Below are 22049 nucleotides of genomic sequence, written 5' to 3'. Positions count from 1 at the left end.
CGCTCCACTCCGTGTTCCTGATGGGGTGCTTGCACGCTCACTGTCTGCTCCCTTCCTCGTCGAGGATGCCGGATCGGGCTATGAGATAGCCGAGCTGGGCCCTGCTGTCGCTGCCGAGGGCCGCCGCGAGTTTCGCGATGTGCTCCCGCGCGGTGCGGACGTTGAGGCCGAGGCGGTCGGCGATGACCGCGTCGGTGTGGCCCTCCACCAGGAGGCGGGCGATGGCTCGTTGGCGGGGGGTGATGCCGGAAGGGGGGTGGTGGGGGAGGGTTCCGGGGTGCATGGGGGTCGCCAGCTGCCAGAAGCGGTCGAAGACCGTGACCAGGTAGGTCAGCAGCGCGGGGTGGCGGATCTCCAGGGCCAGGGTGCGGTCCTTGCTGGCCGGGATGAAGGCGACCGTGCGGTCCACGACGATGAGGCGGTCGGCGACCTCGTCGAGGGTGCGGGCCTCGGCGTCGCCGCGCAGGCGCTCGTAGCGGGCGATGATCGCCGGGATGTGGCGCTGGGTGTGCTGGTAGAGGGCGCGGATACGGCCGCCGCGGTCCAGCAGGGCCTGGTCGCGGTCCAGGGCGGCGCCCAGGGTCTTGGTGTGGCGGCCGGGGTACGAGGGCTGGATGGCCAGGATCTCGCCGGAGACCTCGGACATGGCGCGGGAGATGGCCTGGTCGATGCGGTCCAGGCCGTTCAGGAGGCGGGTCTCCGGCGCGTCCGTGCCGCCCAGGGCGAAGAGGGGCTCGAACGTCTCCGCCAGGCGGGCGCTCTGGTGTCTGCGGCGGGCTATGTCCTCCTCTGCGGTGCGCAGGAGGCGGGGGAGGGCGACCGCCGGGGGGACCGGGATCATGCGGTGCGGGTCGGTCATGTCGGGCTGGAGGAGGCCGGTGTCGATCAGGCAGGGGAGTTTCTCGGCGTCATGGGTGGTGACGTGGCCTTCGTGCAGTGCGCGCGCGTAGAGCGCCATGCCGGGTTCGCACAACTCCTCTGTGCCGTGCTCGTGTGTGTCCACGGTCACGGAGGCTCACTGCTCCCGGTCCAGGATGCCCGACTGGGCGATGAGGTAGCCGAGCTGGGCCCTGCTGCCGCTGCCGAGGGCGGTGGCGAGTTTGGCGATGTGGGCGCGGCAGGTGCGGACGTTCATGCCGAGGCGGCGGGCGATGGCCTCGTCCACGTGGCCCTCGATCAGGAGTTTGGCGATGGAGTGCTGGATCTCGGTGAGTCCGTCGGCGGCGGCCTCATAGGGGGCGCGGGTACTCATCGGGACCGCGCGGGTCCACATGAACTCGAAGACTTTGATCAGATAGTTGACCAGCCCGGGGTGCCGCAGCTCCAGGGCGACCTGACGGTCGTCGCGGATGGGGATGAAGGCGACTGTCTCGTCACAGATGATCAGGCGTTCGACGAGTTCGTCGATGGTGCGGTACTCGACCTTGCCGTCCGTGAACTGATCCACATAGGCCAGCCGGTCGGGCGTGTACCTGGCGGTGTGCTGGTAGAGGGTGCGGATGCGTACTCCGCGTTCGATCAGCGGCTTGTCCCGTTCCAGAGCTTCCATGAGCCGTTGCTCGGAATGGCGGGCGCTGGGCTGCACGGTGAGCATCTCGTTGCGACACTGGGTCGTGGCCAGGTCCAGCGCCGCGTTGATCCGGTCGAGCCCTTCCAGGATGGTGATCGAGTGAGTGGGGGCGATCTGCTGAGCGCTCAGCGCCATGAACGGCTCGAACAGCTCGGCCAGCTCGATCGATGTCCGCCGGCGCTCGGTGATCTCGTGTTCGAGGGGATTGAGCCGCTGGGCGAGCGCGACCGAGGGGAAGACGGGCAGCATCCACTCTTCGTCGTCGGGATCGGGATGAAACAGGGCGAATTCCGTCAGGCAGGGGACAGCTTCCGCTTCCCGACGTGGGATACGGCCAGAGCGCAAAGCTTCCGCATAGAGACGGCTTCCCTCGTCGCACAGCTCTGTCGCGGCGTGGGGATGTGTACCCTTTTTCCGATTCATCACTAAATCTCCACCCCCCAGGGTCCTGAACGTGCAGGAACATGATGCACCGATCGTGTGGTCATGACGTGCCTGAATGAGCCATCGTCGTACTCGTCGGGGGAAAGAGGAGACCAGCAGATGAGGACGAAGCCGGCTATGCGCAAGAGATTGCTTCGCTCGGTAACTGTTGTCAGCCTCTCCGCCGTCGTTGCCTTCGGAATGTTGATTGGCTCCTCGGCGGGGAGAAGTGAGGCGCCGATGGACGACAGTGTGTGGTCGTCGGGCGTTCAAACGGCGGCCAGTACTGGTCAGACTGTCGCCTTCCCGAACGACAGTATTTGGAGCTGACCGTGACCACCCCACCCGACGACCGCTCCTTCCGCCGCGAAATGGCCACCGCCTACCGCTCGGGATGGCACTTCATCGACCTCGTCACCGCGATCCCCCACGCCGGTGACTCGTTGATGGTGACCGTCTTCGGTGAACCGGTGGTCGTCACGCGGGACGAGGAAGAGGACGTACGGGCGTACCGATGCCTGCGCCGCCCCCGGGGTGCCCCCCAGCCTGTGCAGTGTGCCATCCGGTACGGAATGATCTTCGTGAACCTGGATCGGCGGGACCACCAGCTCGATGAGCCGGAGACAGAGGTCCCCCGAACCGTCTCAGCCACCCCCCGCAGTGCCTGACGCGATTCCCCCGTCGTAAAAGATCGCGCAGGTGCTTCCCCCCGCAGCGGCGTCACCGTGACCTGAACACGGTGACGCCGCTGTTGTTTGCGGTGATTTGCAACTGTTTGCCGCGATCTCCCCGATGGCTGAAAAGTAGCCATCCAGGCGCTGGGTCACCCGAACCCCGCCGACGTCCCGCCGGCCCGCCGTGAAGGCCCCCTCACCCCCGCCCCATCGCCCGGGTCAACGCGATCTCGATCACCACCCGCGTCGGATTCGGCGCCGGCACCCTCCCGTACCGCTCCGTGTACCGCCGCTCCGCCTCGGCCACCTCGCCGGCCCCGGCGCGGATCACCGCCCGCCCCTCCAGCGTCGCCCACCGCCGTCCCTCGACCTGGCAGGCGGCGACGAGCGCCCCGCCGGGGCCGGCCGCCTGGACGTTGCGGACCTTGGTGCTGGCCTGGTCGGCGATCACCCGCGCGAGGCCGTGCTCGGGGTCGTAGGTCACGCCCACGGGTACGACGTGCGGGGTGCCGTCGGGTCGTGGTGTCGTGAGAGTGCACAGGTGGTGTTCGCGCCAGAAGGCGGCGTACGCGGGGTCCGGTGCGTGCGGGTCCTGGGGGTATGCGGCCATGGCCCGAATGTAGTGCTTGCGGTGCCCCGGGAGATTCGCTCCAGCCCGTCGCGGAAATTCCGCCAACCCCCTCGCGACCCAACCTTGAGTGGAATAGACTCAACTTTGTGTACGTTGGACATAGCAGCGTAGGGAGCCCGCGCGGCGCCCCCCGTACACACCCGCAGGACGTCAGGAGGAGAAGCCGACCGTGGACGCCGAGCTGACCAACCGGAGCCGGGACGCGATCAACGCGGCGAGCAGCCGTGCCGTGTCCGAGGGGCATCCCGACCTCACCCCCGCCCACCTGCTCCTGGCCCTGCTCGCCGGGCAGGACAACGAGAACATCGCCGACCTGCTCGCCGCTGTCGACGCCGACCAGGCCGCCGTACGGCAGGGTGCCGAGAAGGTGCTCGCCGCGCTGCCCAGCGTGACCGGGTCCACCGTCTCGCCGCCGCAGCCCAACCGGGACCTGCTGGCCGTGATCGCCGACGCCCAGAGCCGCGCGCGTGACCTGGGTGACGACTACCTCTCCACCGAGCACCTGCTCATCGGCATCGCCGAGAAGGGCGGGCCCGCCGCCGAGGTGCTCACCCGGCAGGGGGCCACCGCCAAGAAGCTGCTGGCCGCGTTCCAGAAGGCGCGCGGTGCCCGGCGGGTGACCTCCGCCGATCCCGAGGGGTCGTACAAGGCGCTGGAGAAGTTCGGGACCGACTTCACGGCCGCCGCCCGGGAGGGCAAGCTCGACCCGGTCATCGGGCGGGACCAGGAGATCCGGCGCGTCGTGCAGGTGCTGTCGCGGCGGACCAAGAACAACCCCGTGCTCATCGGGGAGCCCGGGGTCGGCAAGACCGCCGTCGTCGAGGGGCTCGCCCAGCGGATCGTCAAGGGGGACGTCCCCGAGTCGCTGCGGGACAAGCGGCTCGTCTCGCTCGACCTCGGGGCCATGGTCGCCGGCGCCAAGTACCGCGGTGAGTTCGAGGAGCGGCTGAAGACCGTGCTCGCCGAGATCAAGGAGTCCGACGGACAGGTCATCACGTTCATCGACGAGTTGCACACCGTCGTCGGTGCCGGGGCCGGCGGTGACTCCGCCATGGACGCGGGCAACATGCTCAAGCCGATGCTCGCGCGCGGCGAACTGCGCATGGTCGGCGCCACCACGCTCGACGAGTACCGCGAACGCATCGAGAAGGACCCGGCGTTGGAGCGCCGCTTCCAGCAAGTCCTCGTCGCCGAGCCGTCGGTGGAGGACACCATCGCCATCCTCCGCGGTCTGAAGGGGCGTTACGAGGCGCACCACAAGGTGCAGATCGCCGACAGCGCGCTGGTCGCCGCCGCCACTCTCTCCGACCGGTACATCACCTCCCGCTTCCTCCCCGACAAGGCCATCGACCTGGTCGACGAGGCCGCCTCCCGGCTGCGCATGGAGATCGACTCCTCGCCGGTCGAGATCGACGAACTCCAGCGCGCCGTCGACCGGTTGAAGATGGAGGAGCTGGCCCTCAGCAAGGAGACCGACCCCGCCTCCCGCGAGCGGCTGGAGCGGCTGCGCCGTGACCTCGCCGACAAGGAGGAGGAGCTGCGCGGGCTCAACGCCCGCTGGGAGAAGGAGAAGCAGTCCCTCAACCGGGTCGGCGAGCTGAAGGAGCGCCTCGACGACCTGCGCGGCCAGGCCGAACGGGCCCAGCGCGACGGGGACTTCGACACCGCCTCCAAGCTGCTGTACGGCGAAATCCCTACCCTGGAGCGGGACTTGGCCGACGCCTCCGCCGCCGAGGAGGAGGTCTCCAAGGACACCATGGTCAAGGACGAGGTCGGGCCTGACGACATCGCCGACGTCGTCGGCTCCTGGACCGGCATCCCCGCCGGGCGGCTCCTGGAGGGCGAGACGCAGAAACTCCTGCGCATGGAGGAGGAGTTGGGGCGCCGGCTCATCGGGCAGGGCGAGGCCGTACGCGCCGTCTCCGACGCCGTACGCCGCTCCCGCGCGGGGATCGCCGATCCTGACCGGCCCACCGGGTCGTTCCTCTTCCTCGGGCCCACCGGGGTCGGCAAGACCGAACTCGCCAAAGCGCTCGCGGACTTCCTCTTCGACGACGAGCGGGCCATGGTCCGGATCGACATGTCGGAGTACGGGGAGAAGCACAGCGTCGCCCGGCTCGTCGGGGCGCCGCCCGGGTACGTGGGGTACGAGGAGGGCGGGCAGCTCACCGAGGCGGTGCGGCGGCGGCCCTACAGCGTCGTCCTGCTCGACGAGGTCGAGAAGGCGCACCCCGAGGTCTTCGACGTGCTCCTCCAGGTCCTCGACGACGGGCGGCTCACCGACGGGCAGGGGCGTACGGTCGACTTCCGCAACGCCATCCTCATCCTCACGTCCAACCTGGGCAGCCAGTTCCTCGTCGATCCGGTGACCAGTGAGCACGAGAAGCGCGAGCAGGTCCTGGAGACCGTACGCATGGCCTTCAAGCCGGAGTTCCTGAACCGGCTGGACGATCTCGTCGTGTTCTCGGCGCTCGACCCGCAGGAGCTGGCGCGGATCGCGCGGCTCCAGGTCGACCGGCTGGCCCGGCGGCTCGCCGACCGGCGGCTCACGCTGGAGGTCAGCGACGCGGCCCTGGCCTGGCTCGCGACCGAGGGCAACGATCCGGCGTACGGGGCCCGGCCGCTGCGGCGGCTCGTCCAGACGGCCATCGGCGACCGGCTCGCCCGGGAGATCCTGTCCGGCGAGGTCAAGGACGGGGACACGGTCCGGGTGGACGTTTTCGGGGACGGGCTGATCGTGGGGCCGGCGGCGGGGGCGGAGTAAGGGGCGGAGTCAGGGGCTGCGTCCGGGGCGACGTCGGGGTCGGGGTCGGCGTCGGGGTCGATGTCAGGGAAAACCCTGTAATCCGCTCCGGCCGGATCAGGGGCGGTGGGGCTTGCCACTCCCCGCCCCGGATGGGGGAGGATGGCGCCAACCGTACGAAGGGAAAAACACGGTGAGCATCGACCCGTCCTCGATTCCGAATTTCGGGGGCCCGCAGCCCGAGCCGCAGCCCCAAGGACCGGCGGGCCCCGTCGTCCCCAACCAGGACCTGGTGAAACAGCTCCTCGACCAGATGGAGCTCAAGTACGTCGTCGACGACGAGGGTGACCTCGCGGCGCCGTGGGAGCAGTTCCGTACGTACTTCATGTTCCGCGGCGAGGGCGAGCAGCAGGTCTACTCGGTGCGGACCTTCTTCGACCGGCCGCACCAGATCGACGACAAGCCCCAGCTCCTCGAGGCCATCGACGACTGGAACCGCCGGACGCTGTGGCCCAAGCTCTACACGCACACCCACGACGACGGCACGGTCCGCCTCATCGGCGAGACGCAGATGCTGATCGGCGCCGGCGTGAACATCGAGTTCTTCGTCTCCTCCACGGTCAGCTGGGTCCGCGCCGCCATCGAGTTCGACAAGTGGCTCGTGGAGCAGCTCGGCCTGGAGGAAGAGGTCGACGAGGCGGACCAGCCCGAGGACGACGACAAGTAGGTCCCGCCCGCGGTCAGAGCGGCGTGTGCGCCAGGACGACCAGGTACGCGCCGTAGGCGAACGAGAGCCCGGCCAGGGACGTGACCACCACGGCCACGTGCCAGGGCCGGGCTCTCGCCGTCCGCACCAGCGCCGCCGCGAGCGGCAGCAGCAGCGGGAACGCCGGCAGCAGGAACCGCGGCTTGGACTCGAAGAACCCCGACCCGCCGACCGCGATCAGCAGCAGCACCCCCGTGTACACCAGCACGGCTACCGGCACCCGCTCCGCGAGCAGCAGCCCGTACAGGACGACGGCCGCGGCGACGATCATCAGGGCCGCCGCGAACACCAGCCGGTCCCCGTGCAGCATCAGGTGCTTCACCACCCCCAGCGAGCCGCGCCCGAAGTCGAACGTCGACCCCCACAGCCGCTGCACCGCGAAGTAGCCCCCTAGGGGATCTCCCTTCCGGAATCCCACCCACAGCACATACGCCCCCCACCCCAGCGGCGCGAGCGCGAGCCCCGTCCACAGCCTGTGGGAAACCCTGCCGCGCGAGCGCACGGCCGCGCAGATTCCCGCGACGACGACGGCGGCGGCCACCGCGAAGCCGTTCGGCCGGGCCAGCCCCGCGGCCGCCGCCAGCGCGCCCGCCCACACCCACCGCCCGCCGAGCACCGCGTACAGCGCCCACGCGGCGCACGCCGTCAGCACGGGCTCGGTGTACGCCATCGACAGCACCACCGAGTGCGGCAGCAGGCCCCACAGCAGCACCGTCACCGCCGCGACGGCCGGTCCCCGCAGCCGCGCGGCCACCTGGTAGATCCCGCACGCGGCGATCCCGGCGGCGGCCCAGGAGATCAGCAGGCCGGCCGCGCCGCCGCTGATCCCGGTCACCGCCGTCACCGCGCGCACCAGCGCCGGGTAGAGGGGGAAGAACGCGAGGTCGCTGTGGACGACGTCCGGGCGGAAGTACAGGGTGCGGCCGTAGCCGTGCGCGGCGATGCCGAGGTACCAGCGGGAGTCCCAGGAGTGCCCGAGCAGTATCAGGGGCCGCTGCCCCACCGCCCAGGCCGTCCCCGCCAGCACCGCGCACCCCGCGAGCCGCGCCAGCAGGAACAGGCCGAGAGCGGTGGGGAGTCCGGCGGCGCGGCGGCGTACGCGGGGGTGGGGGGCGGCGGTGGAGGAGGGTGCGGTGAGGGGGGCGGCGTGGGGGGTGGCGTGGGTGGTGGCGTGAGTCACACAGGGCACCTTGCAGGGCTGGGTGCGTGTGTGCACGTAGGGAGGGCCAGCTGGGGGAATGTGACGGGTCGTCGGATCACCCCTAGGGGAGCCGGCCCCCTAGGTCACCTAAGGGGAGTCGACCCCTAGGGGATGCCCTGACAGGGTGTCAGCCCGTCAGCTTCTTCAGCCGGGCGACCGCCTCCTCCAGCACCGAGACCCTCTTGCAGAAAGCGAACCGCACGAACGGCGCCCCCGCCTCCCGGTGGTCGTAGAACACGGCGTTCGGGATGGCCACGACCCCCGCCCGCTCCGGCAGCGCCCGGCAGAACGCGAGCCCGTCGCTCTCGCCGAGCGGGCGTACGTCGGTGGTGACGAAGTACGTTCCGGCCGGCCGGAACACCCCGAACCCGGCCTCCTTCAGCCCCTCGGTGAGCAGGTCCCGCTTGGCCCGCAGGTCCGCGCGGAACTCGGTGAAGTACGACTCCGGCAGCGCGAGCGCCTCGGCGACCGCGTACTGGAAGGGGCCCGAGGCGACGTACGTCAGGAACTGCTTGGCCGAGCGGACCGCCGAGACCAGTTCGGGGGCCGCGGTGACCCAGCCGACCTTCCAGCCGGTGAACGAGAACGTCTTGCCGGCCGAGCCGATCGTCACCGTGCGCTCGCGCATGCCGGGCAGGGTGGCGAGGGGGATGTGCTCGGCGTCGTCGTAGACCAGGTGTTCGTACACCTCGTCCGTGACGACCGTCAGGTCGCGTTCGACGGCCAGTTCGGCGATCGCCGACAGCTCCGCGCGGGTGAGGACCGTACCCGTCGGGTTGTGCGGGGTGTTGATCAGCAGCAGGCGGGTGCGCGGGGTGACGGCGGCGCGCAGTTCGTCGAGGTCGAGGCGGAAGCGGGCGGCCTCCGGGTCGGGGCGCAGGGTGACGGGGACGCGGCGGGCGCCGGCGAGCGCGATGCTGGCCGCGTACGAGTCGTAGTACGGCTCCAGGGCGACCACCTCGTCGCCGGGCTCCAGCAGGCCCAGCATCGCGGCGGCGATCGCCTCGGTGGCGCCGGCGGTGACCAGGACCTCGGTGTCGGGGTCGTAGCCCAGGCCGTAGCGGGTCCGCTGGTGGGCGGTGATCGCCGTACGCAGCTCCGGGACGCCCGGGCCCGGCGGGTACTGGTTGCCGCGGCCGTCGCGCAGGGCGCGCACAGCCGCCTCCCTGATCTCCTCGGGGCCGTCGGTGTCGGGGAAGCCCTGGCCGAGGTTGATGGACCCGGTCCGCGCGGCGAGCGTGGACATCTCGGCGAAGATCGTCGTCCCGAACTCGGCGAGGCGGCGATTGAGGTGGGGGCGTTCGCTGCTGGTCATCCCGTCATCCTGCGCCCAAGCTCTGGAGTTCCTCAAGTGCGCTTTGGCAGGTGAGACGCGGGGCATTCCCCTTGCACGCGCCGGGTGGCCGGGGCGGGCGAGGCGACCAGGGGGGCCGCTTCGGGGGAAACGGAAAGGAGGGTGGTCGTCGTGGGTCTTTCCATTGTGATCATCCTGGCGGCCTTCGCCGGCGTCGCGCTGGTCAACTGGATCTTTGTCGTCAGCTTCCGCAGGAGGTACCGGAAGCTGTCGTCTCAGGGGCGGTCGGTGGTGGGGAAGGGGGGCCGCGGTTCGTCGTCCTCGTCGTCCTCGTCGTCCTCCGGGGACTCCGGTGGGGGCGGCGGGAGTTGGTGGAGCGGCGGGGACTCCGGGGGGCATTCCGGGGGCGGGCACTCCGGGGGGCATCACTCGTGCGGGGGTGGGGGGCACTCGTGCGGCGGTGGGGGGCATTCCTGCGGGGGCGGGGGTTCTTCGTGTGGGGGAGGGGGCAACTGAGCTGCCCCTAAGGGGCGTTCCGTACGGGTGCTGCGGGGCGCCCCGTACGGCCGCTGCGGGGCGTCCCCTACGGGTGTGGGGCGCCCCTCCGCTCCCGCGCGCCCCGCGTACGCCCTCCCCACCGGGCGTACGCCGTAGTTGAACACTTGAGCTGTTGAGCCCTCGGTGGGATGGAAAGCGCACGAAGTTGGGTAAAAACGCTGTGGCGGGGCCGCAGTTCATGATTCCCTCTAAATCACCAACGCAGCCCCTATTGGACCCCGCGGACGTCAAGCGCGGACGTCCTCACCCAGACCGGGCCGGCCGCAGCCGCACCCCGGAGTCGACCGGGGCGCGCCGGAAACCACCTGACTTCCCTCGCGTGCTTGCGGAGCCGATCCATGCTCACGACCCTGACCACCTCCTACACCGACACGCGCGCGGCCGACCTCGCCTGGGCCCTGGGGCGCGAACCGCTGCCCGCCCTCGCCACGCTCGACCTCGAACTGTCCGGTGCCGTCCTCCAGTTGAGGCTGCTCGGCGCCTCGCACCAGGTGCTGCTCGAAGCGGCGGAGACCTCCTGCTCGGAGACCGTCGCCTGCATCCCGGGCAGCAGCACCCCGCTCCCGCTCGGCGTCGCCAAGCGCGTCGGCGACTGGGAGTACGAGTTCGCCGCCCGCGTGGAGGTGCTCTCGCCGGGCCAGTTCGCGGGCCGCGCCCAGGAGTTGCTCGCCCTCGTCGCCGATCATCCGCACGGCCTCGCCGGGGTCTTCCCCGGCAGCCCGCACGCCTTCACCGCACTGCTGGCCCAGCGCGTGGACGGCTCGGTCCACTGGCGGACCTGGCACGCCTATCCGCAGGACGGGCAGCTGGTCGCCACGCGTACGAGGGTGGGGGTGCGGGTGCCGGCGGGGGTGGGGGCCGTAGGGGGCTGACCCGTAGGGGACTGACCCTTAGGGGACTGATCCGGGGCTTCGGGATCGAGCCGGAGTGAGGGCGCTGAACGGGTCCCCTAAGGGTGTTCCCGGGTGGTCCGGGTAAACCAACTGAGCCACTTCCGCCCCCGGTTCCACACGTGTGGGTGACAAGGAGTGCCGGACCTGTGACGTAACGTCGCAGTCGTGATCGAACCGCACGCGCCCGCGCCGCCCGGTGCCCCGCCTCCGTGGGGCGGCCCGGCCAGGCTTCCCGTCCGGCCGGGGACGGGGCGGTTCCTGGTGCTGGCGTGCGTGTTCGTGTGCGCGGCCTGCGGGCTGGTCTACGAACTCGAACTCGTCGCGCTGGCCTCGTACTTGATGGGTGACTCGGTCACCCAGGCGTCCGTCGTGCTGTCCGTCATGGTCTTCGCGATGGGCATCGGCTCGCTCGCCGCCAAGCGGCTGCGGCGGCTCGCGGCGGCCGGGTTCTGCGCGGTCGAGGCGGGGCTCGCGCTGACCGGCGGGTGCAGTGCGATGGCGCTGTACGCGGTGTTCGCGTGGACCGGCGACTGGGGCGGGCTGTGGGGGTACGGCCCGCGCGTGTTCCTCGTCGCCTTCTCGCTGGCCATCGGCTTGCTGATCGGCGCCGAGGTGCCCCTGCTGATGGAGCTGATCCAGCGCATCCGGCGGCAGGACGCGGGCGGCGCGGTGGCCGACCTGTTCGCCGCGGACTACGTGGGCGCGCTGGTCGGGGGCCTCGCGTTCCCCTTCCTGCTGCTGCCCTTCCTGGGCCAGCTGACCAGCTCCCTGCTCACCGGCGCCGTCAACGTCGTGGCCGGCAGCGCCCTCATCCTCGGCCTCTTCCGCCGCGATCTGACCCGCCGGGCCCGCTGGTTCCTGCTCGTCGTCAACCTCACGGTCCTGGGTGTCCTCGCCTCGGCGGCGGTCCTGGTCGACGACTTCGAGCGGGCGGCCCGCCAGGCGGTCTACGGCGACGACGTCCGCGTCGCCCTCCAGACGGACGTCCAGGAGGTCGTCCTCACCGGCGGGGTCGGGGGCCGCCCGCTGAACCTGTACCTCGACGGCCGGCTGCGCGTAGGGGGCCGCGACGAGCGCCGCTACCACGAGGCCCTGGTCCACCCCGCGATGTACGGTCCCCACGCCCGCGTCCTCATCCTCGGCGGGGGTGACGGCCTCGCGGTGCGGGAGGTCCTCACTCATCCGGGTGTACGGCGCGTGGACGTCGTCGATCTGGACGGCGGTCTGGTCCAGCTGGCCCGCACCGATCCGGCGCTCTCGGCGCTGTCGGATCATGCGCTGGGGGATCGGCGGGTGCGGGTGACGATCGGCGACGCGTTCCACGTCCTGCGGACGACGCCTCGGCACACGTACGACGTGGTGATCGCCGATCTGCCCGATCCCGGGATCACGGCCAGTACGAAGCTGTACTCCGAGGAGTTCTACGGGCTGGCGCGGCGGGCGCTGGCGGCTGGGGGGCGGCTGGCGGTGCATGCGGGGCCGTTGACGACTCGGCCCAGGGTTTTCTGGACGGTCGATGCGACGGTTCGGGCGGCGGGGTTGCTGACGGTGCCGTATCGGGTGACGGGCGCCGACCCCGGCTTCCCGGCGGGCCCGGACCGCACGACGGCTCGCTCCCGGGCGCCGAAGGACTGGGGGTTCGTGCTGGCGGGGGTGGGGGAGCGGCCTCGACTGGGGCTGGATCCGGGGGCGCGTGCGCCGCAGACGTTGACGGTGGGGGGGTTGGTGGGGGATGTGGGGGCGGCTGAGGGGACTCGGGTGTGGGGGGTGGGGGTTTCTACGTTGGTGCATCCGCGGTATTAGGGGGGCGGTTTGAGGGGGTGCTGGCTGATTGGGGGTGCTTGCCTGGCTCGGGGGCGTCGGCCTGGCTGGGGGGTGCTGGGCTGATCCGGGGGCGTCGGCCTGACTGGAGGGGGCTCGCCTGACCCGGGGTGTCGGCCTGACTGAGGCCGCCGCTGCCGGAAGGGGGCGTGCTGAGTGGAGCCCCGTTTCCTTAGGGGGCTGCCGTTGCCGGAAAGGGTGGGCGGGTGTGAGGGCGGGCGGCGTAAGGGCCGGCCTTCCTCCCCGGGTGAGCTAATCCCCGCTTCCCCAGGTGCTTTCCCGGAGCCGCTGGGTAGGCTCCACCGACATGGAGCAAGTGGTGTTCGTTCCGGTGTCGGGCGCGCGGGTGCGGGCCGTGCTCGGGGATCCCGTGCAGGTGGCGCGGGCCGTGCCCGGGTTTCAGCAGGACGCGGGGGCGGCGCCGGTCGCCGGGCGGCTGAAGGTGCGGGTCGGCGGCGCCACCATCACGTACCGGGGTACCGCCCGCGTCGAGCAGGTCGCCGACGGCGTCTACACCGTCGAGGCCGACGCCACCGAGGCCCGCGGCACCGGAAAGGTCCGCGTCGCCCTCTCCCTCGTCCTCACCGAGTCCCCTACGGGTACGACCCTGACCTTCACAGGAACAGCCACCGCGGCCGGCCGCCTGACCGAACTCCCGCCGCAGAACGTGGAGTCGGCGGCTGTGCGGTTGTTGATGCGGTTCGGGGTGAATTTGGGGGCGGAGGGGGTTGCGGGGGTGGAGGGGGTTGCGGGCGGCGAGTCCGACGGCTCCGAGGAATCGGGCGGGTCTGGCGAGGCGGACGGGTCCGGCGAGGCGGGCGGCTCTGGCGATACGGGCGGCTCTGGCGACTTGGGCGGCGCGGGTGGCTCCGGCAACTCTGATGGCTCGGGCGGCTCCGGCGGCTTGGGCGGCTCCGACAACTCCGATGGCTCGGGCAGTTCCGGCGGCTCCGAAGATTCCGGTAGCTCCGACGATTCTGGCGGTGCGGGTGGCTTGGGCGGCTCCGACGGTTTCGGCGAGTCGGGCGGCTCCGGCGAATCCGATAACTCCGGCGAGGCGGGCGGCTCTGGCGACTTGGGCGGCGCGGGCGGCTCCGGCAACTCTGATGACTCCGGCGGCTCCGACGATTCCGGCGGTGCGGGTGGTTCTGGCGGCTCCGGCAGCTCCCGCGACTCCCGCGACTTGGGCGGCGTCGGCGGATCCGACAGCTCTGACGACTCCGGTAGCTCCGATGAATCCGGCAGCTTCGGAGACTCGGGGGTCTCCCGCGACCTGGGCGGCTCCGCCGAATCCGGCAGCTCCGGCAGTTCCGATGGATCGGGCGACTCCGACAACTCCGATGACTCGGGCAGCTCCGGCGGCTCCGAAGATTCCGGTAGCTCCGACGATTCTGGTGGCTCCGATGCCGAGGAGCCCCCGGCGCCGAATCCGCCCCAGGCCCGTCGCCCGGAAGCGGACGCGGACCAGTCCCCAGCCCCGGACTCCGACCCGGACGCGGACACGGATCCGGACCCGTCCCTTGCCCCGGACCCGGACTCGGACGCATCCCTGGATTCGGCCCCGGACGCGTCCCCGGACTCGAACTCCGACCCCGCCCTGGACGCGTCCCCGGACTCGAACTCGGACTCCGACCCCGCCCCGGACGCGTCCCCGGACTCGGACTCCGACCTCCCCCAACCCCCCGACACCCCACCCCCACCCTTCGACCCCGTAATCCCCCACCCCACCCCCGACCCCCCAGCAGAAGCAGCGCACGCGCGCCGCACGATGATCGGGCGCAGTGCCGAAGAGGTCGACCACGCCCCACCGCGCGGCCGCTACGCCCCCGTCCCCGCGCCGCAGTCCTTCGCCCCGAACACCGCCCTGCGCTGGGCGGCCCCGGCAGCGGCGTTCGTCGTCGTCTCGGCGGTGGTCGTAGGCAGGGTGCTACGCAGACGCCGCTGAGCCCCTGGGGGACGGCCCCGACCTCGTCCCGTCCTTCAGCGCCGAGCCCCTGGGGGACGACCCCGACCTCGTCCCGTCCTTCAGCGCCGAGCCCCTGGGGGACGACCCCAACCTCGCCCCGCCTTCAGCGCCGAGCCCTTAGGGGACGGACGCCCGCAGCACCTGAGCTCCTAGGGATGGCCCGCCCCCGACGCCGAGTCCCTTAGAGGACACCCCCGTCCCATCTGCTCGCCGCTGACTCCCTAGGGGACGCCCCCTGGCCTCAGCCCACCCCACCTTCAGCGCCGACCCCCCTAAGGGACGCCCGCCGCCCGCCCTGCTTCGGCGCCGAGTCCCTAGGGACGGCCCGCCCCCGGCGCCGTATCCCCAGGGGAGGCCCTCAACCCCGCTCCACCCCCAGCGCCGCCCCCCTAGGAACCACCCCGCCCACCCACCTCGCCCCCGCCCCCCTAAGAACCCCCCACCCCCGACCCTCACCCCCAACCCCCCCAGCAACCCACCCCACCCCCACCCACCCTTAGTACTGTCCCCCTGTGAGCAACAAAGAGATCACACTGACCGCAGGCCCGGTCCAGGCGACCCTGCACCCCGCCAACGGCGCCCGGCTCGCGTCGCTGACGCTTGATGGGATTCAACTCCTGCGCCAGGGCGAGAAGTTCGGCTGCTTCCCGATGGTCCCGTGGTGCGGGCGGATCAGGGACGGGCGGTTCCGGGACGGGGCCACCGTGCACCAGATGCCGCTCAACGCCCCGCCGAACGCGATCCACGGCACCGCGAGGAACGGCGCGTGGACGGTCGCCCGCGTGACGGAGACGAGCGCGGCGCTGACGTACGACCTCGTCGAACCCTGGCCCTATCAGGGGCGCGTCACCCAGCTGTTCGAGCTGAGCGAGAACGCGATGACGCTGACCATGGGCGTGGAGACGTACGACAACTCCTTCCCGGCGCAGATCGGCTGGCACCCGTGGTTCAACCGGAACCTCGGTGTCGGCGGAGACGTGGAGCTCGACTTCGGCGCCGCGTGGCAGGAGGAGCGCGGGGAGGATCATCTGCCGACCGGGCACCGGATCGACCCCAAGCCCGGCCCATGGGACGACTGCTTCGGGATGCCCGACGGCGTCGACGTCACCCTGACCTGGCCCGGCGCCCTGGAGCTGAAGGTCAGCAGCCGGGAGGAGTGGGTGGTGGTGTACGACGAGCAGGAGGCCGCCGTGTGCGTGGAACCGCAGACCGGGCCGCCGGACGGGCTCAACTCGCAGCCCCGGCTGGTCACCCCGGTCGACCCCCTGGAGGCGTCGACGACCTGGACCTGGCGTCGCCTCTGAGCCCGGCGCCGGCCGCCTCTAAGCTGGTCGGCATGACGGACGTACACGCTGAGCTGCTGCGACAGATCAAGGACAAGGCCGTGGTGCACGGCAAGGTCACCCTCTCCTCGGGCCTGGAGGCCGACTACTACGTCGACCTGCGCCGGGTGACGCTGGACGGGGAGGCGGCGCCGCTGGTCGGGCAGGTGCTGCTGGATCTGACGGCGGAGCTGGAGTACGACGCGGTCGGCGGGCTCACGATGGGCGCCGACCCGGTCGCGACGTCGATGCTGCACGCCGCCGCCGCGCGCGGGAAGCGGCTCGACGCGTTCGTCGTCCGCAAAGCCGCGAAGGCGCACGGCATGCAGCGGCAGGTCGAGGGGCCGGAGATCCGGGGGCGCCGGGTGCTGGTGGTCGAGGACACCTCCACCACCGGCGGCTCCCCGCTGACGGCCGTCGAGGCGGTGCGCGCGGCGGGCGCGGAGGTGGTGGGCGTCGCGACGATCGTCGACCGCGCGACCGGCGCCGCCGAGAAGATCCAGGAGGGCGCGGGGGTGCCGTACCTCTTCGCGTTCGGCAAGGACGAGCTGGGCCTGGACTGACAGCCGGGGGCGCGCCTCCGGAGCAGCGGGCCATGTCTGGAAAGATGGGGATGACGACGACGTCATCCCCCAGGTCTAGGTCAGGGCCGTAAGTACGCAACGTACGCAAACCCGCACACCCAAGGAGCGGACGAATGCCCATCGCAACCCCCGAGGTCTACAACGAGATGCTCGACCGGGCGAAGGCAGGCAAGTTCGCCTACCCGGCCATCAACGTCACCTCGACCCAGACCCTGCACGCGGCGCTGCGCGGCTTCGCGGAGGCGGAGAGCGACGGCATCATCCAGATCTCCACGGGTGGCGCCGAGTTCCTGGGCGGGCAGTACAGCAAGGACATGGTGACCGGCGCGGTCGCGCTCGCCGAGTTCGCGCACATCGTCGCCGAGAAGTACCCGGTCACGGTCGCGCTGCACACCGACCACTGCCCCAAGGACAAGCTCGACGCGTACGTACGGCCGCTGCTCGCCGTCTCCGAGGAGCGCGTGAAGGCCGGGCGCGACCCGCTGTTCCAGTCGCACATGTGGGACGGCTCCGCCGAGACCCTCGCCGACAACCTCGCCATCGGCCAGGAGCTGCTGGCCCGCGCGGTCGCCGCGAAGATCATCCTCGAGGTGGAGATCACCCCGACCGGCGGCGAGGAGGACGGCGTCTCGCACGAGATCAACGACTCCCTGTACACGACCGTCGACGACGCGATCCGCACCGTCGAGGCGCTGGGCCTCGGGGAGAAGGGGCGCTACCTGCTCGCCGCGTCCTTCGGCAACGTGCACGGCGTCTACAAGCCGGGCAACGTCGTGCTCCGCCCCGACCTGCTGAAGGACCTCAACGAGGGCATCGCCGCGAAGTACGGCAAGCCGGCCGGTTCGCAGCCCTTCGACTTCGTCTTCCACGGCGGCTCCGGCTCCTCCGCGGAGGAGATCGCGACGGCGCTGGACAACGGCGTCATCAAGATGAACCTCGACACGGACACGCAGTACGCCTTCACGCGTCCGGTCGCCGCGCACATGTTCCAGAACTACGACGGTGTTCTGAAGGTCGACGGGGAGGTCGGGTCCAAGAAGACCTACGACCCGCGGACGTGGGGGAAGCTGGGCGAGGCGGGGATGGCGGCGCGGGTGCTGGAGGCTACGCGGAATCTGCGGTCGGCGGGGACGAAGATCAAGTAGCGGTTCCCTTAAGGGGGCTGTCCCTTAAGGGTTCGGTCCCTTAGGGGTGCTGTCCCTTAGGGGTGCTGTCCCTTAGGGGGCGGTCACCTAAGGGTGCCGTCCCTTAAGGGTGCCGTCCCTTAAGGGGTGGGCCGGGTCGGGTGTTCCCCTAGGGGGCGCCTGACCCGGCCCTTCCCGTCTCTCCTCCCACGTGCGGTGACAGACTGGAAGCCATGACGATCCACGAGAACCTCCTCGGGGGCCCGCCCCCGACCCACCTGCCCGACGACCCCGAGCCGCGCGAGCTGCTGGCGGGCGGCACCCCCGCCGCCGACGTCGCCGCCAAGTACCCCAAGTCCTCCCTGGCATGGGCGGTGCTGGCCGACGACGCGTACGGGCGGGGCGCCGTGGTCGAGTCGTACGCGTACGCCCGCACCGGCTACCACCGGGGCCTGGACGCGCTGCGCCGCAGCGGCTGGAAGGGGCACGGCCCGGTGCCGTGGGAGCACGAGCCCAACCGCGGCTTCCTGCGCGCCCTGCACGCTCTGGCCCGCGCGGCCGGGGCGATCGGGGAGCAGGAGGAGTACGAGCGGTGCGCGCAGTTCCTGAAGGACTCTTCGGCGACGGCGGCGCAGACGCTCGGTTAGCCCCCCCCCGAGTCCTCCGAAGACGCGATGAGTTGAGGTCCGCCCAGGTGTCCGGCCGGGCGGGCCTTGCCATGTGCGCGGGTGTTCGAGGAAGATTCCGGGCGGGGACCGGGGCCCCCGTGTCGATACCGGCAGGGGCGGACCGCTACCCGGAGCAACAACAGGAGACAGCGATGTCCCAGGCGGCTCGCGAGACCCATCGGGTCGAGACCCCTTTCCTAGACTTCGCGGGTACGACGCCCTATGACGACTACGTCAAGGCGGACCTGCTCACCCATCTCCAGCAGCCCCTCTCCGAGGACCCCGGAGAGATGGTCTTCCTGGTCACGACCCAGGTCATGGAGCTGTGGTTCACGGTCATCGTCCACGAGTGGGAGACGGCGGCGAAGGCCCTGCGCGCGGACGACGTCCTGGGCGCCGTCGACGCCCTGAAGCGCTCGGCGCTGGAGCTGGAGGCCCTCAACTCCTCCTGGCGGCCCCTGAGTCGGCTCACCCCGGTGCAGTTCAACTCCTACCGCACCGCCCTCGGCGAGGCGACCGGCTTCCAGTCGGCGATGTACCGCCGGATGGAGTTCCTGCTCGGCGAGAAGTCCGCGTCGATGCTGGTCCCGCACCAGGGATCCCCGCGCGTCCACGCCGAGTTGGAACAGGCGCTGGCACAACCCACCCTGTACGACGAGGTGTTGGCGCTCCTGGCCCGGCGCGGCCGGCCGATCCCGGCCGAGGTGCTGGAGCGTGACGTGACCCGGCGCTACGAGCCGTCGGCGTCGGTGGAGGCGGCCTGGACGGCCGTCTACCAGGGCGACCAGGGCTCCGAACTCGCCGTGCTGGGCGAGGCGTTGACGGACGTCGCCGAGCTGGTATGGCGATGGCGCAACGACCATCTGGTCGCGACCCGGCGCGCGATGGGCGCCAAGCCCGGCACCGGCGGCTCCTCCGGGGTCGCCTGGCTGGAGAAGCGGGCCCGCGGCAGCGTGTTCCCCGAGCTGTGGACGGCGCGCTCCCATGTCTGAACTCACGCTCAGGGCACAGAAGTTGGACGCGGCCGACGAACTGGCCGCCAAACGCGCCGAGTTCGTCCTCGACGACGGTGTCTACCTCGACGGCAACTCGCTGGGCGCCCTCCCCGCGGCCGTCCCCGACGCGGTCGCCGACGCCGTCCGCCGCCAGTGGGGCGAGCTGCGCATCCGCTCCTGGGACGAGAGCGGCTGGTGGACGGCGCCGGAGCGGATCGGCGACCGTATCGCCCCGCTGATCGGCGCGGGCCCCGGCCAGGTCGTCGTAGGCGACTCGACAAGTGTCAACGTCTTCAAGGCACTTGTGGCCGCACGTCGGATCGCCGGCGAGAGCCGGGACGAGATCCTGGTGGACGCGACGACGTTCCCCACGGACGGCTACATCGCCGGATCCGCCGCGCGGATGACGGGCTGCACGCTGCGCCCGGTGCGCCCCTCGGAGGTGCCCGGCGCGCTGTCCTCGCGTACGGCGGCGGTGCTGCTCAACCACGTCGACTATCGCAGCGGCCGGCTGCACGACCTGCCCGCGCTGACGGCCGCCGTCCATGACGCCGGGGCGCGGGTCGTCTGGGACCTGTGCCACAGCGCGGGCGCGCTGCCGGTCGGGCTCGACGAACACGGCGTGGATCTGGCGGTCGGCTGCACCTACAAGTACCTGAACGGGGGCCCGGGTTCACCGGCGTACCTGTACGTCCGCCGGGAGCTCCAGGAGGTGTTCGACTCCCCGTTGCCGGGGTGGAACTCGCACGCCGAGCCGTTCGGGATGAGTCCGTCGTACGCGCCTGCGGAGGGCGCCGTGCGGGGACGGGTCGGGACTCCTGACATCCTGTCAATGCTGGCTCTGGAGGCGGCACTTGGGGTGTGGGACGGAGTCCCGGTCGAGTCGGTACGGGCCAAGTCCCTTGCGCTGACGGACTTTTTCCTGGAGTGCGTCGGGGAGTACGTTCCTGAGGGGCGCGTCGAATGTGTGACGCCGCTGCCGCACGCCGAGCGGGGAAGTCAGGTCGCGCTGCGGTGTGATGACGCCGGCGATGTGATGCGGCGGCTCGTCTCGGCGGGCGTGGTCGGGGACTTCCGGCATCCGGACGTACTGCGGTTCGGATTCACGCCGTTGTACGTCTCGTTCGCGGATGTCGAGCGCGCGGCACGGGAGTTGAAGGAGGCGCTGCGGTAGGAAAGGGACCTTTGTGCCAAGGGTGAGGGGGCGTCAAATCAGGGCAGAACCGTTTACCCCTCACCCTGCGTGACATCCACGTGTCGCCGCACGTCACGGGCCTGATACCGTCCCCGCCTACGGACGGATTGTCAGCAGGCCGTTGTCATCTGGTCGCCAAGTCCATTTCGCCGCTGAGAGGTTGGAGCATGCCGGACGACGTCGTCGCATCCCGGGCCGCAGCAGAGGAGGAGTCCGCCTTCTCGCACCCGCCCGTCGCACCCGACGCCACCGCCGCGTACGGCGACCACCCCGACCAGGTGATCGACTTCTACGCCCCCAGAGCGGCGGGGGACGCGGGCACTCCGGCCGCCGCCAGCGGGGCGCTCGCCCCGTTGGTGGTCGTGCTGCACGGGGGGGCTTGGCGGGCGCGGTACGACCGTACGCACATCACTCCGTTCGCGGACTTCTTGGCGCGGAGGGGGTTCGCCGTGGCGAATGTGGAGTATCGGCGGGGGGCGGGTTCGGGTTCGGGTTCGGGGGCCGGGGGTTCGGGTGCGGGTGGCTCGGGGGCCGGTGCCGGTGCTGGTGCCGGTGTTGGTGCTGGTGCGGTCGGCTCGGGTGTGGGCGGTGTCGGCGGAAACGCTTCCGTGGGCTCTTCCGCCGACCTCTCCGACCCGAACGGCGTTCCCGTAGCCGGGCGTTGGCCCGACACCCTCGATGATGTCGCCGCCGCTCTGGACGCGTTGCCCGCTCTGGCCGCCGCCGTTCTGCCGGTGGCCGACCCGCGCCGTATGGTCCTCACCGGGCACTCCGCCGGTGGCCACCTAGTCCTGTGGGCCGCCGCCCGGCACGTCCTGCCCGTCGGCGCGCCCTGGCGCACGGCGGCCCCCGCCGAGCTGCGGGGCGTGGTCGCGCTGGCGCCGATCGCGGACTTCGAGGTCGCCCGGAAGCTGGACGTGTGCGCCGGGGCTGCCGTCCAACTCCTCGGTGGAGAAGCCGAGTTCACCGAGCGGCGCCCGTACGCCGACCCTGGGCTGCTGCTGCCGACCGGGATCGCCACCACGGTCGTGCAGGGCCGGGCCGACGAGACCGTGCCGATGGCGGTCGCCGAGGCGTATGCCGACGCGGCGGCCAAGGCGGGGGAGATGGTGGGGCTCACGCTGCTGGAGGACGTCGGGCACTTCCCGCTGATCGATCCGGCGGCGGACGCGTGCGCGGTGGTGGCGGAGGAGATCGCTCAGCTGGCGTGGTGAGGGGGCGCTGCGCTGGCCTGTGCGGGGCGTTGGCTGCGGGGGCTGGGGGTGTCCCTTAGGGGGCGGGGTGCTGAGGGTCGTCTCCTAAGGGGGCCGTGCGCGTCCCTTAGGAGGGCGGGCGCTTCCCTTACGGGTCCGAGCCTCCCTTACGGGTCCGAGTGCCTCCCCTAGGGGCCTGAGCCTCCCCTACGGGATCGAGTGCCTCCCCTACGGGACCGAGCGCGTCCCTTAAGGGCTCCGGCTCAGGGCTCCGGCGGCTCCTGGTTCCCCTACGGGCAGGCCCCTAAGGGAGCCGACGCCGCCCCTTAAGGGCCCGCCCCCCGTCGTACCCGTAGTACCTCAGAGCTACCCCGCAGGACACTTCCCCAGCGGGACGCGGCCTACGGACCCCGCTCCCTAACTTCACC

18 protein-coding genes are annotated in these 22049 nt (G+C 71.3%); 13 read left to right on the top strand and 5 right to left on the bottom strand.

Annotation, left to right across the window (positions count from 1 at the left end; genetic code table 11):
- Nucleotides 1-37: 37 nt before the first annotated feature.
- Together ACYUD3_RS06040 and ACYUD3_RS06035 are read right to left on the bottom strand one after the other, a co-directional pair.
- On the bottom strand, nucleotides 38-1009 hold the full coding sequence (locus ACYUD3_RS06040; protein WP_470964789.1) for a LuxR C-terminal-related transcriptional regulator: 972 nt from the start codon (nucleotides 1007-1009) through the stop codon (nucleotides 38-40).
- Nucleotides 1010-1015: 6 nt separating this feature from the next.
- Nucleotides 1016-1993: a helix-turn-helix transcriptional regulator gene (locus ACYUD3_RS06035; protein ID WP_470964786.1), complete on the bottom strand. Its 978-nt coding sequence runs from the start codon at nucleotides 1991-1993 to the stop codon at nucleotides 1016-1018.
- Between the two features lie 332 nt (nucleotides 1994-2325).
- Between ACYUD3_RS06035 and ACYUD3_RS06030 the strand changes: the two genes are divergently transcribed.
- A complete protein-coding gene (locus ACYUD3_RS06030; RefSeq protein WP_470964783.1) occupies nucleotides 2326-2661 on the top strand; it encodes a hypothetical protein in 336 nt (111 codons plus the stop codon).
- 202 nt (nucleotides 2662-2863) lie between these two features.
- Here ACYUD3_RS06030 and ACYUD3_RS06025 read toward each other — a convergent pair whose 3' ends face one another.
- On the bottom strand, nucleotides 2864-3277 hold the full coding sequence (locus ACYUD3_RS06025) for a pyridoxamine 5'-phosphate oxidase family protein (protein ID WP_470964780.1): 414 nt from the start codon (nucleotides 3275-3277) through the stop codon (nucleotides 2864-2866).
- Between the two features lie 190 nt (nucleotides 3278-3467).
- Here ACYUD3_RS06025 and clpB point away from each other — a divergent pair, with 190 nt between their 5' ends.
- Nucleotides 3468-6062, top strand: coding sequence for an ATP-dependent chaperone ClpB (clpB, locus tag ACYUD3_RS06020; RefSeq protein WP_470964777.1), 2595 nt, complete (start codon nucleotides 3468-3470; stop codon nucleotides 6060-6062).
- Between the two features lie 172 nt (nucleotides 6063-6234).
- Complete coding sequence (locus ACYUD3_RS06015) at nucleotides 6235-6768, top strand: YbjN domain-containing protein (RefSeq protein ID WP_470964774.1); 534 nt, start codon at nucleotides 6235-6237, stop codon at nucleotides 6766-6768.
- A 13-nt stretch (nucleotides 6769-6781) separates the two neighbouring features.
- On the opposite strand, the gene ACYUD3_RS06010 is transcribed toward ACYUD3_RS06015, so the two are convergent.
- Nucleotides 6782-7996 carry a hypothetical protein gene (locus tag ACYUD3_RS06010; protein WP_470964771.1) on the bottom strand — a complete coding sequence of 405 codons (1215 nt, stop codon included), beginning with the start codon at nucleotides 7994-7996 and terminating at the stop codon, nucleotides 6782-6784.
- A 139-nt stretch (nucleotides 7997-8135) separates the two neighbouring features.
- Entirely contained in the window at nucleotides 8136-9323 is a 1188-nt protein-coding gene (locus ACYUD3_RS06005) for a pyridoxal phosphate-dependent aminotransferase (RefSeq protein ID WP_470964768.1), read from the bottom strand.
- Nucleotides 9324-10198: 875 nt separating this feature from the next.
- Between ACYUD3_RS06005 and ACYUD3_RS06000 the strand changes: the two genes are divergently transcribed.
- From ACYUD3_RS06000 to ACYUD3_RS05955, 10 genes are all read left to right on the top strand, one after another.
- Entirely contained in the window at nucleotides 10199-10732 is a 534-nt protein-coding gene (locus ACYUD3_RS06000; protein WP_470964765.1) for a DUF2617 family protein, read from the top strand.
- 186 nt (nucleotides 10733-10918) lie between these two features.
- Nucleotides 10919-12556 (top strand): polyamine aminopropyltransferase, encoded by a 1638-nt coding sequence (locus ACYUD3_RS05995; protein WP_470964762.1) that lies wholly within the window; start codon nucleotides 10919-10921, stop codon nucleotides 12554-12556.
- Nucleotides 12557-12881: 325 nt separating this feature from the next.
- Entirely contained in the window at nucleotides 12882-14519 is a 1638-nt protein-coding gene (locus tag ACYUD3_RS05990) for an SRPBCC domain-containing protein (protein WP_470964759.1), read from the top strand.
- Between the two features lie 533 nt (nucleotides 14520-15052).
- Entirely contained in the window at nucleotides 15053-15844 is a 792-nt protein-coding gene (locus ACYUD3_RS05985; RefSeq protein WP_470964756.1) for an aldose epimerase family protein, read from the top strand.
- A 32-nt stretch (nucleotides 15845-15876) separates the two neighbouring features.
- Nucleotides 15877-16425 (top strand): orotate phosphoribosyltransferase, encoded by a 549-nt coding sequence (gene pyrE / locus ACYUD3_RS05980; RefSeq protein ID WP_470964753.1) that lies wholly within the window; start codon nucleotides 15877-15879, stop codon nucleotides 16423-16425.
- 134 nt (nucleotides 16426-16559) lie between these two features.
- The gene (fbaA, locus tag ACYUD3_RS05975) at nucleotides 16560-17591 is read left to right on the top strand and encodes a class II fructose-bisphosphate aldolase (RefSeq protein WP_470964750.1); all 1032 of its coding nucleotides are present in this window, start codon (nucleotides 16560-16562) and stop codon (nucleotides 17589-17591) included.
- A gap of 212 nt (nucleotides 17592-17803) precedes the next feature.
- Complete coding sequence (locus ACYUD3_RS05970) at nucleotides 17804-18217, top strand: DUF3151 domain-containing protein (protein ID WP_470964748.1); 414 nt, start codon at nucleotides 17804-17806, stop codon at nucleotides 18215-18217.
- Nucleotides 18218-18390: 173 nt separating this feature from the next.
- A complete protein-coding gene (locus ACYUD3_RS05965; RefSeq protein WP_470964745.1) occupies nucleotides 18391-19230 on the top strand; it encodes a tryptophan 2,3-dioxygenase family protein in 840 nt (279 codons plus the stop codon).
- Nucleotides 19223-20407, top strand: coding sequence for a kynureninase (gene kynU, locus ACYUD3_RS05960; protein ID WP_470964743.1), 1185 nt, complete (start codon nucleotides 19223-19225; stop codon nucleotides 20405-20407). Before ACYUD3_RS05965 ends, kynU begins: the two co-directional genes overlap by 8 nt.
- A gap of 188 nt (nucleotides 20408-20595) precedes the next feature.
- A complete protein-coding gene (locus ACYUD3_RS05955) occupies nucleotides 20596-21642 on the top strand; it encodes a prolyl oligopeptidase family serine peptidase (RefSeq protein WP_470964740.1) in 1047 nt (348 codons plus the stop codon).
- Nucleotides 21643-22049 lie beyond the last annotated feature (407 nt).

It is taken from the genome of Streptomyces sp. AMJ-169, assembly GCF_055597585.1.
The sequence above is the reverse complement of the archived record's forward strand: the minus strand, read 5'-3'. Positions and strand labels throughout refer to the sequence as shown.

Coding starts and splice junctions, on each gene's coding strand:
- kynU (WP_470964743.1), top strand. CDS start 19,223: ATGTCTGAACTCACGCTCAGGGCACAGAAGTTGGACGCGGCCGACGAA.
- fbaA (WP_470964750.1), top strand. CDS start 16,560: ATGCCCATCGCAACCCCCGAGGTCTACAACGAGATGCTCGACCGGGCG.
- ACYUD3_RS05990 (WP_470964759.1), top strand. CDS start 12,882: ATGGAGCAAGTGGTGTTCGTTCCGGTGTCGGGCGCGCGGGTGCGGGCC.
- ACYUD3_RS05955 (WP_470964740.1), top strand. CDS start 20,596: ATGCCGGACGACGTCGTCGCATCCCGGGCCGCAGCAGAGGAGGAGTCC.
- ACYUD3_RS06035 (WP_470964786.1), bottom strand. CDS start 1,993: ATGAATCGGAAAAAGGGTACACATCCCCACGCCGCGACAGAGCTGTGC.
- ACYUD3_RS06005 (WP_470964768.1), bottom strand. CDS start 9,323: ATGACCAGCAGCGAACGCCCCCACCTCAATCGCCGCCTCGCCGAGTTC.
- ACYUD3_RS05965 (WP_470964745.1), top strand. CDS start 18,391: ATGTCCCAGGCGGCTCGCGAGACCCATCGGGTCGAGACCCCTTTCCTA.
- ACYUD3_RS06025 (WP_470964780.1), bottom strand. CDS start 3,277: ATGGCCGCATACCCCCAGGACCCGCACGCACCGGACCCCGCGTACGCC.
- ACYUD3_RS05970 (WP_470964748.1), top strand. CDS start 17,804: ATGACGATCCACGAGAACCTCCTCGGGGGCCCGCCCCCGACCCACCTG.
- pyrE (WP_470964753.1), top strand. CDS start 15,877: ATGACGGACGTACACGCTGAGCTGCTGCGACAGATCAAGGACAAGGCC.
- ACYUD3_RS06000 (WP_470964765.1), top strand. CDS start 10,199: ATGCTCACGACCCTGACCACCTCCTACACCGACACGCGCGCGGCCGAC.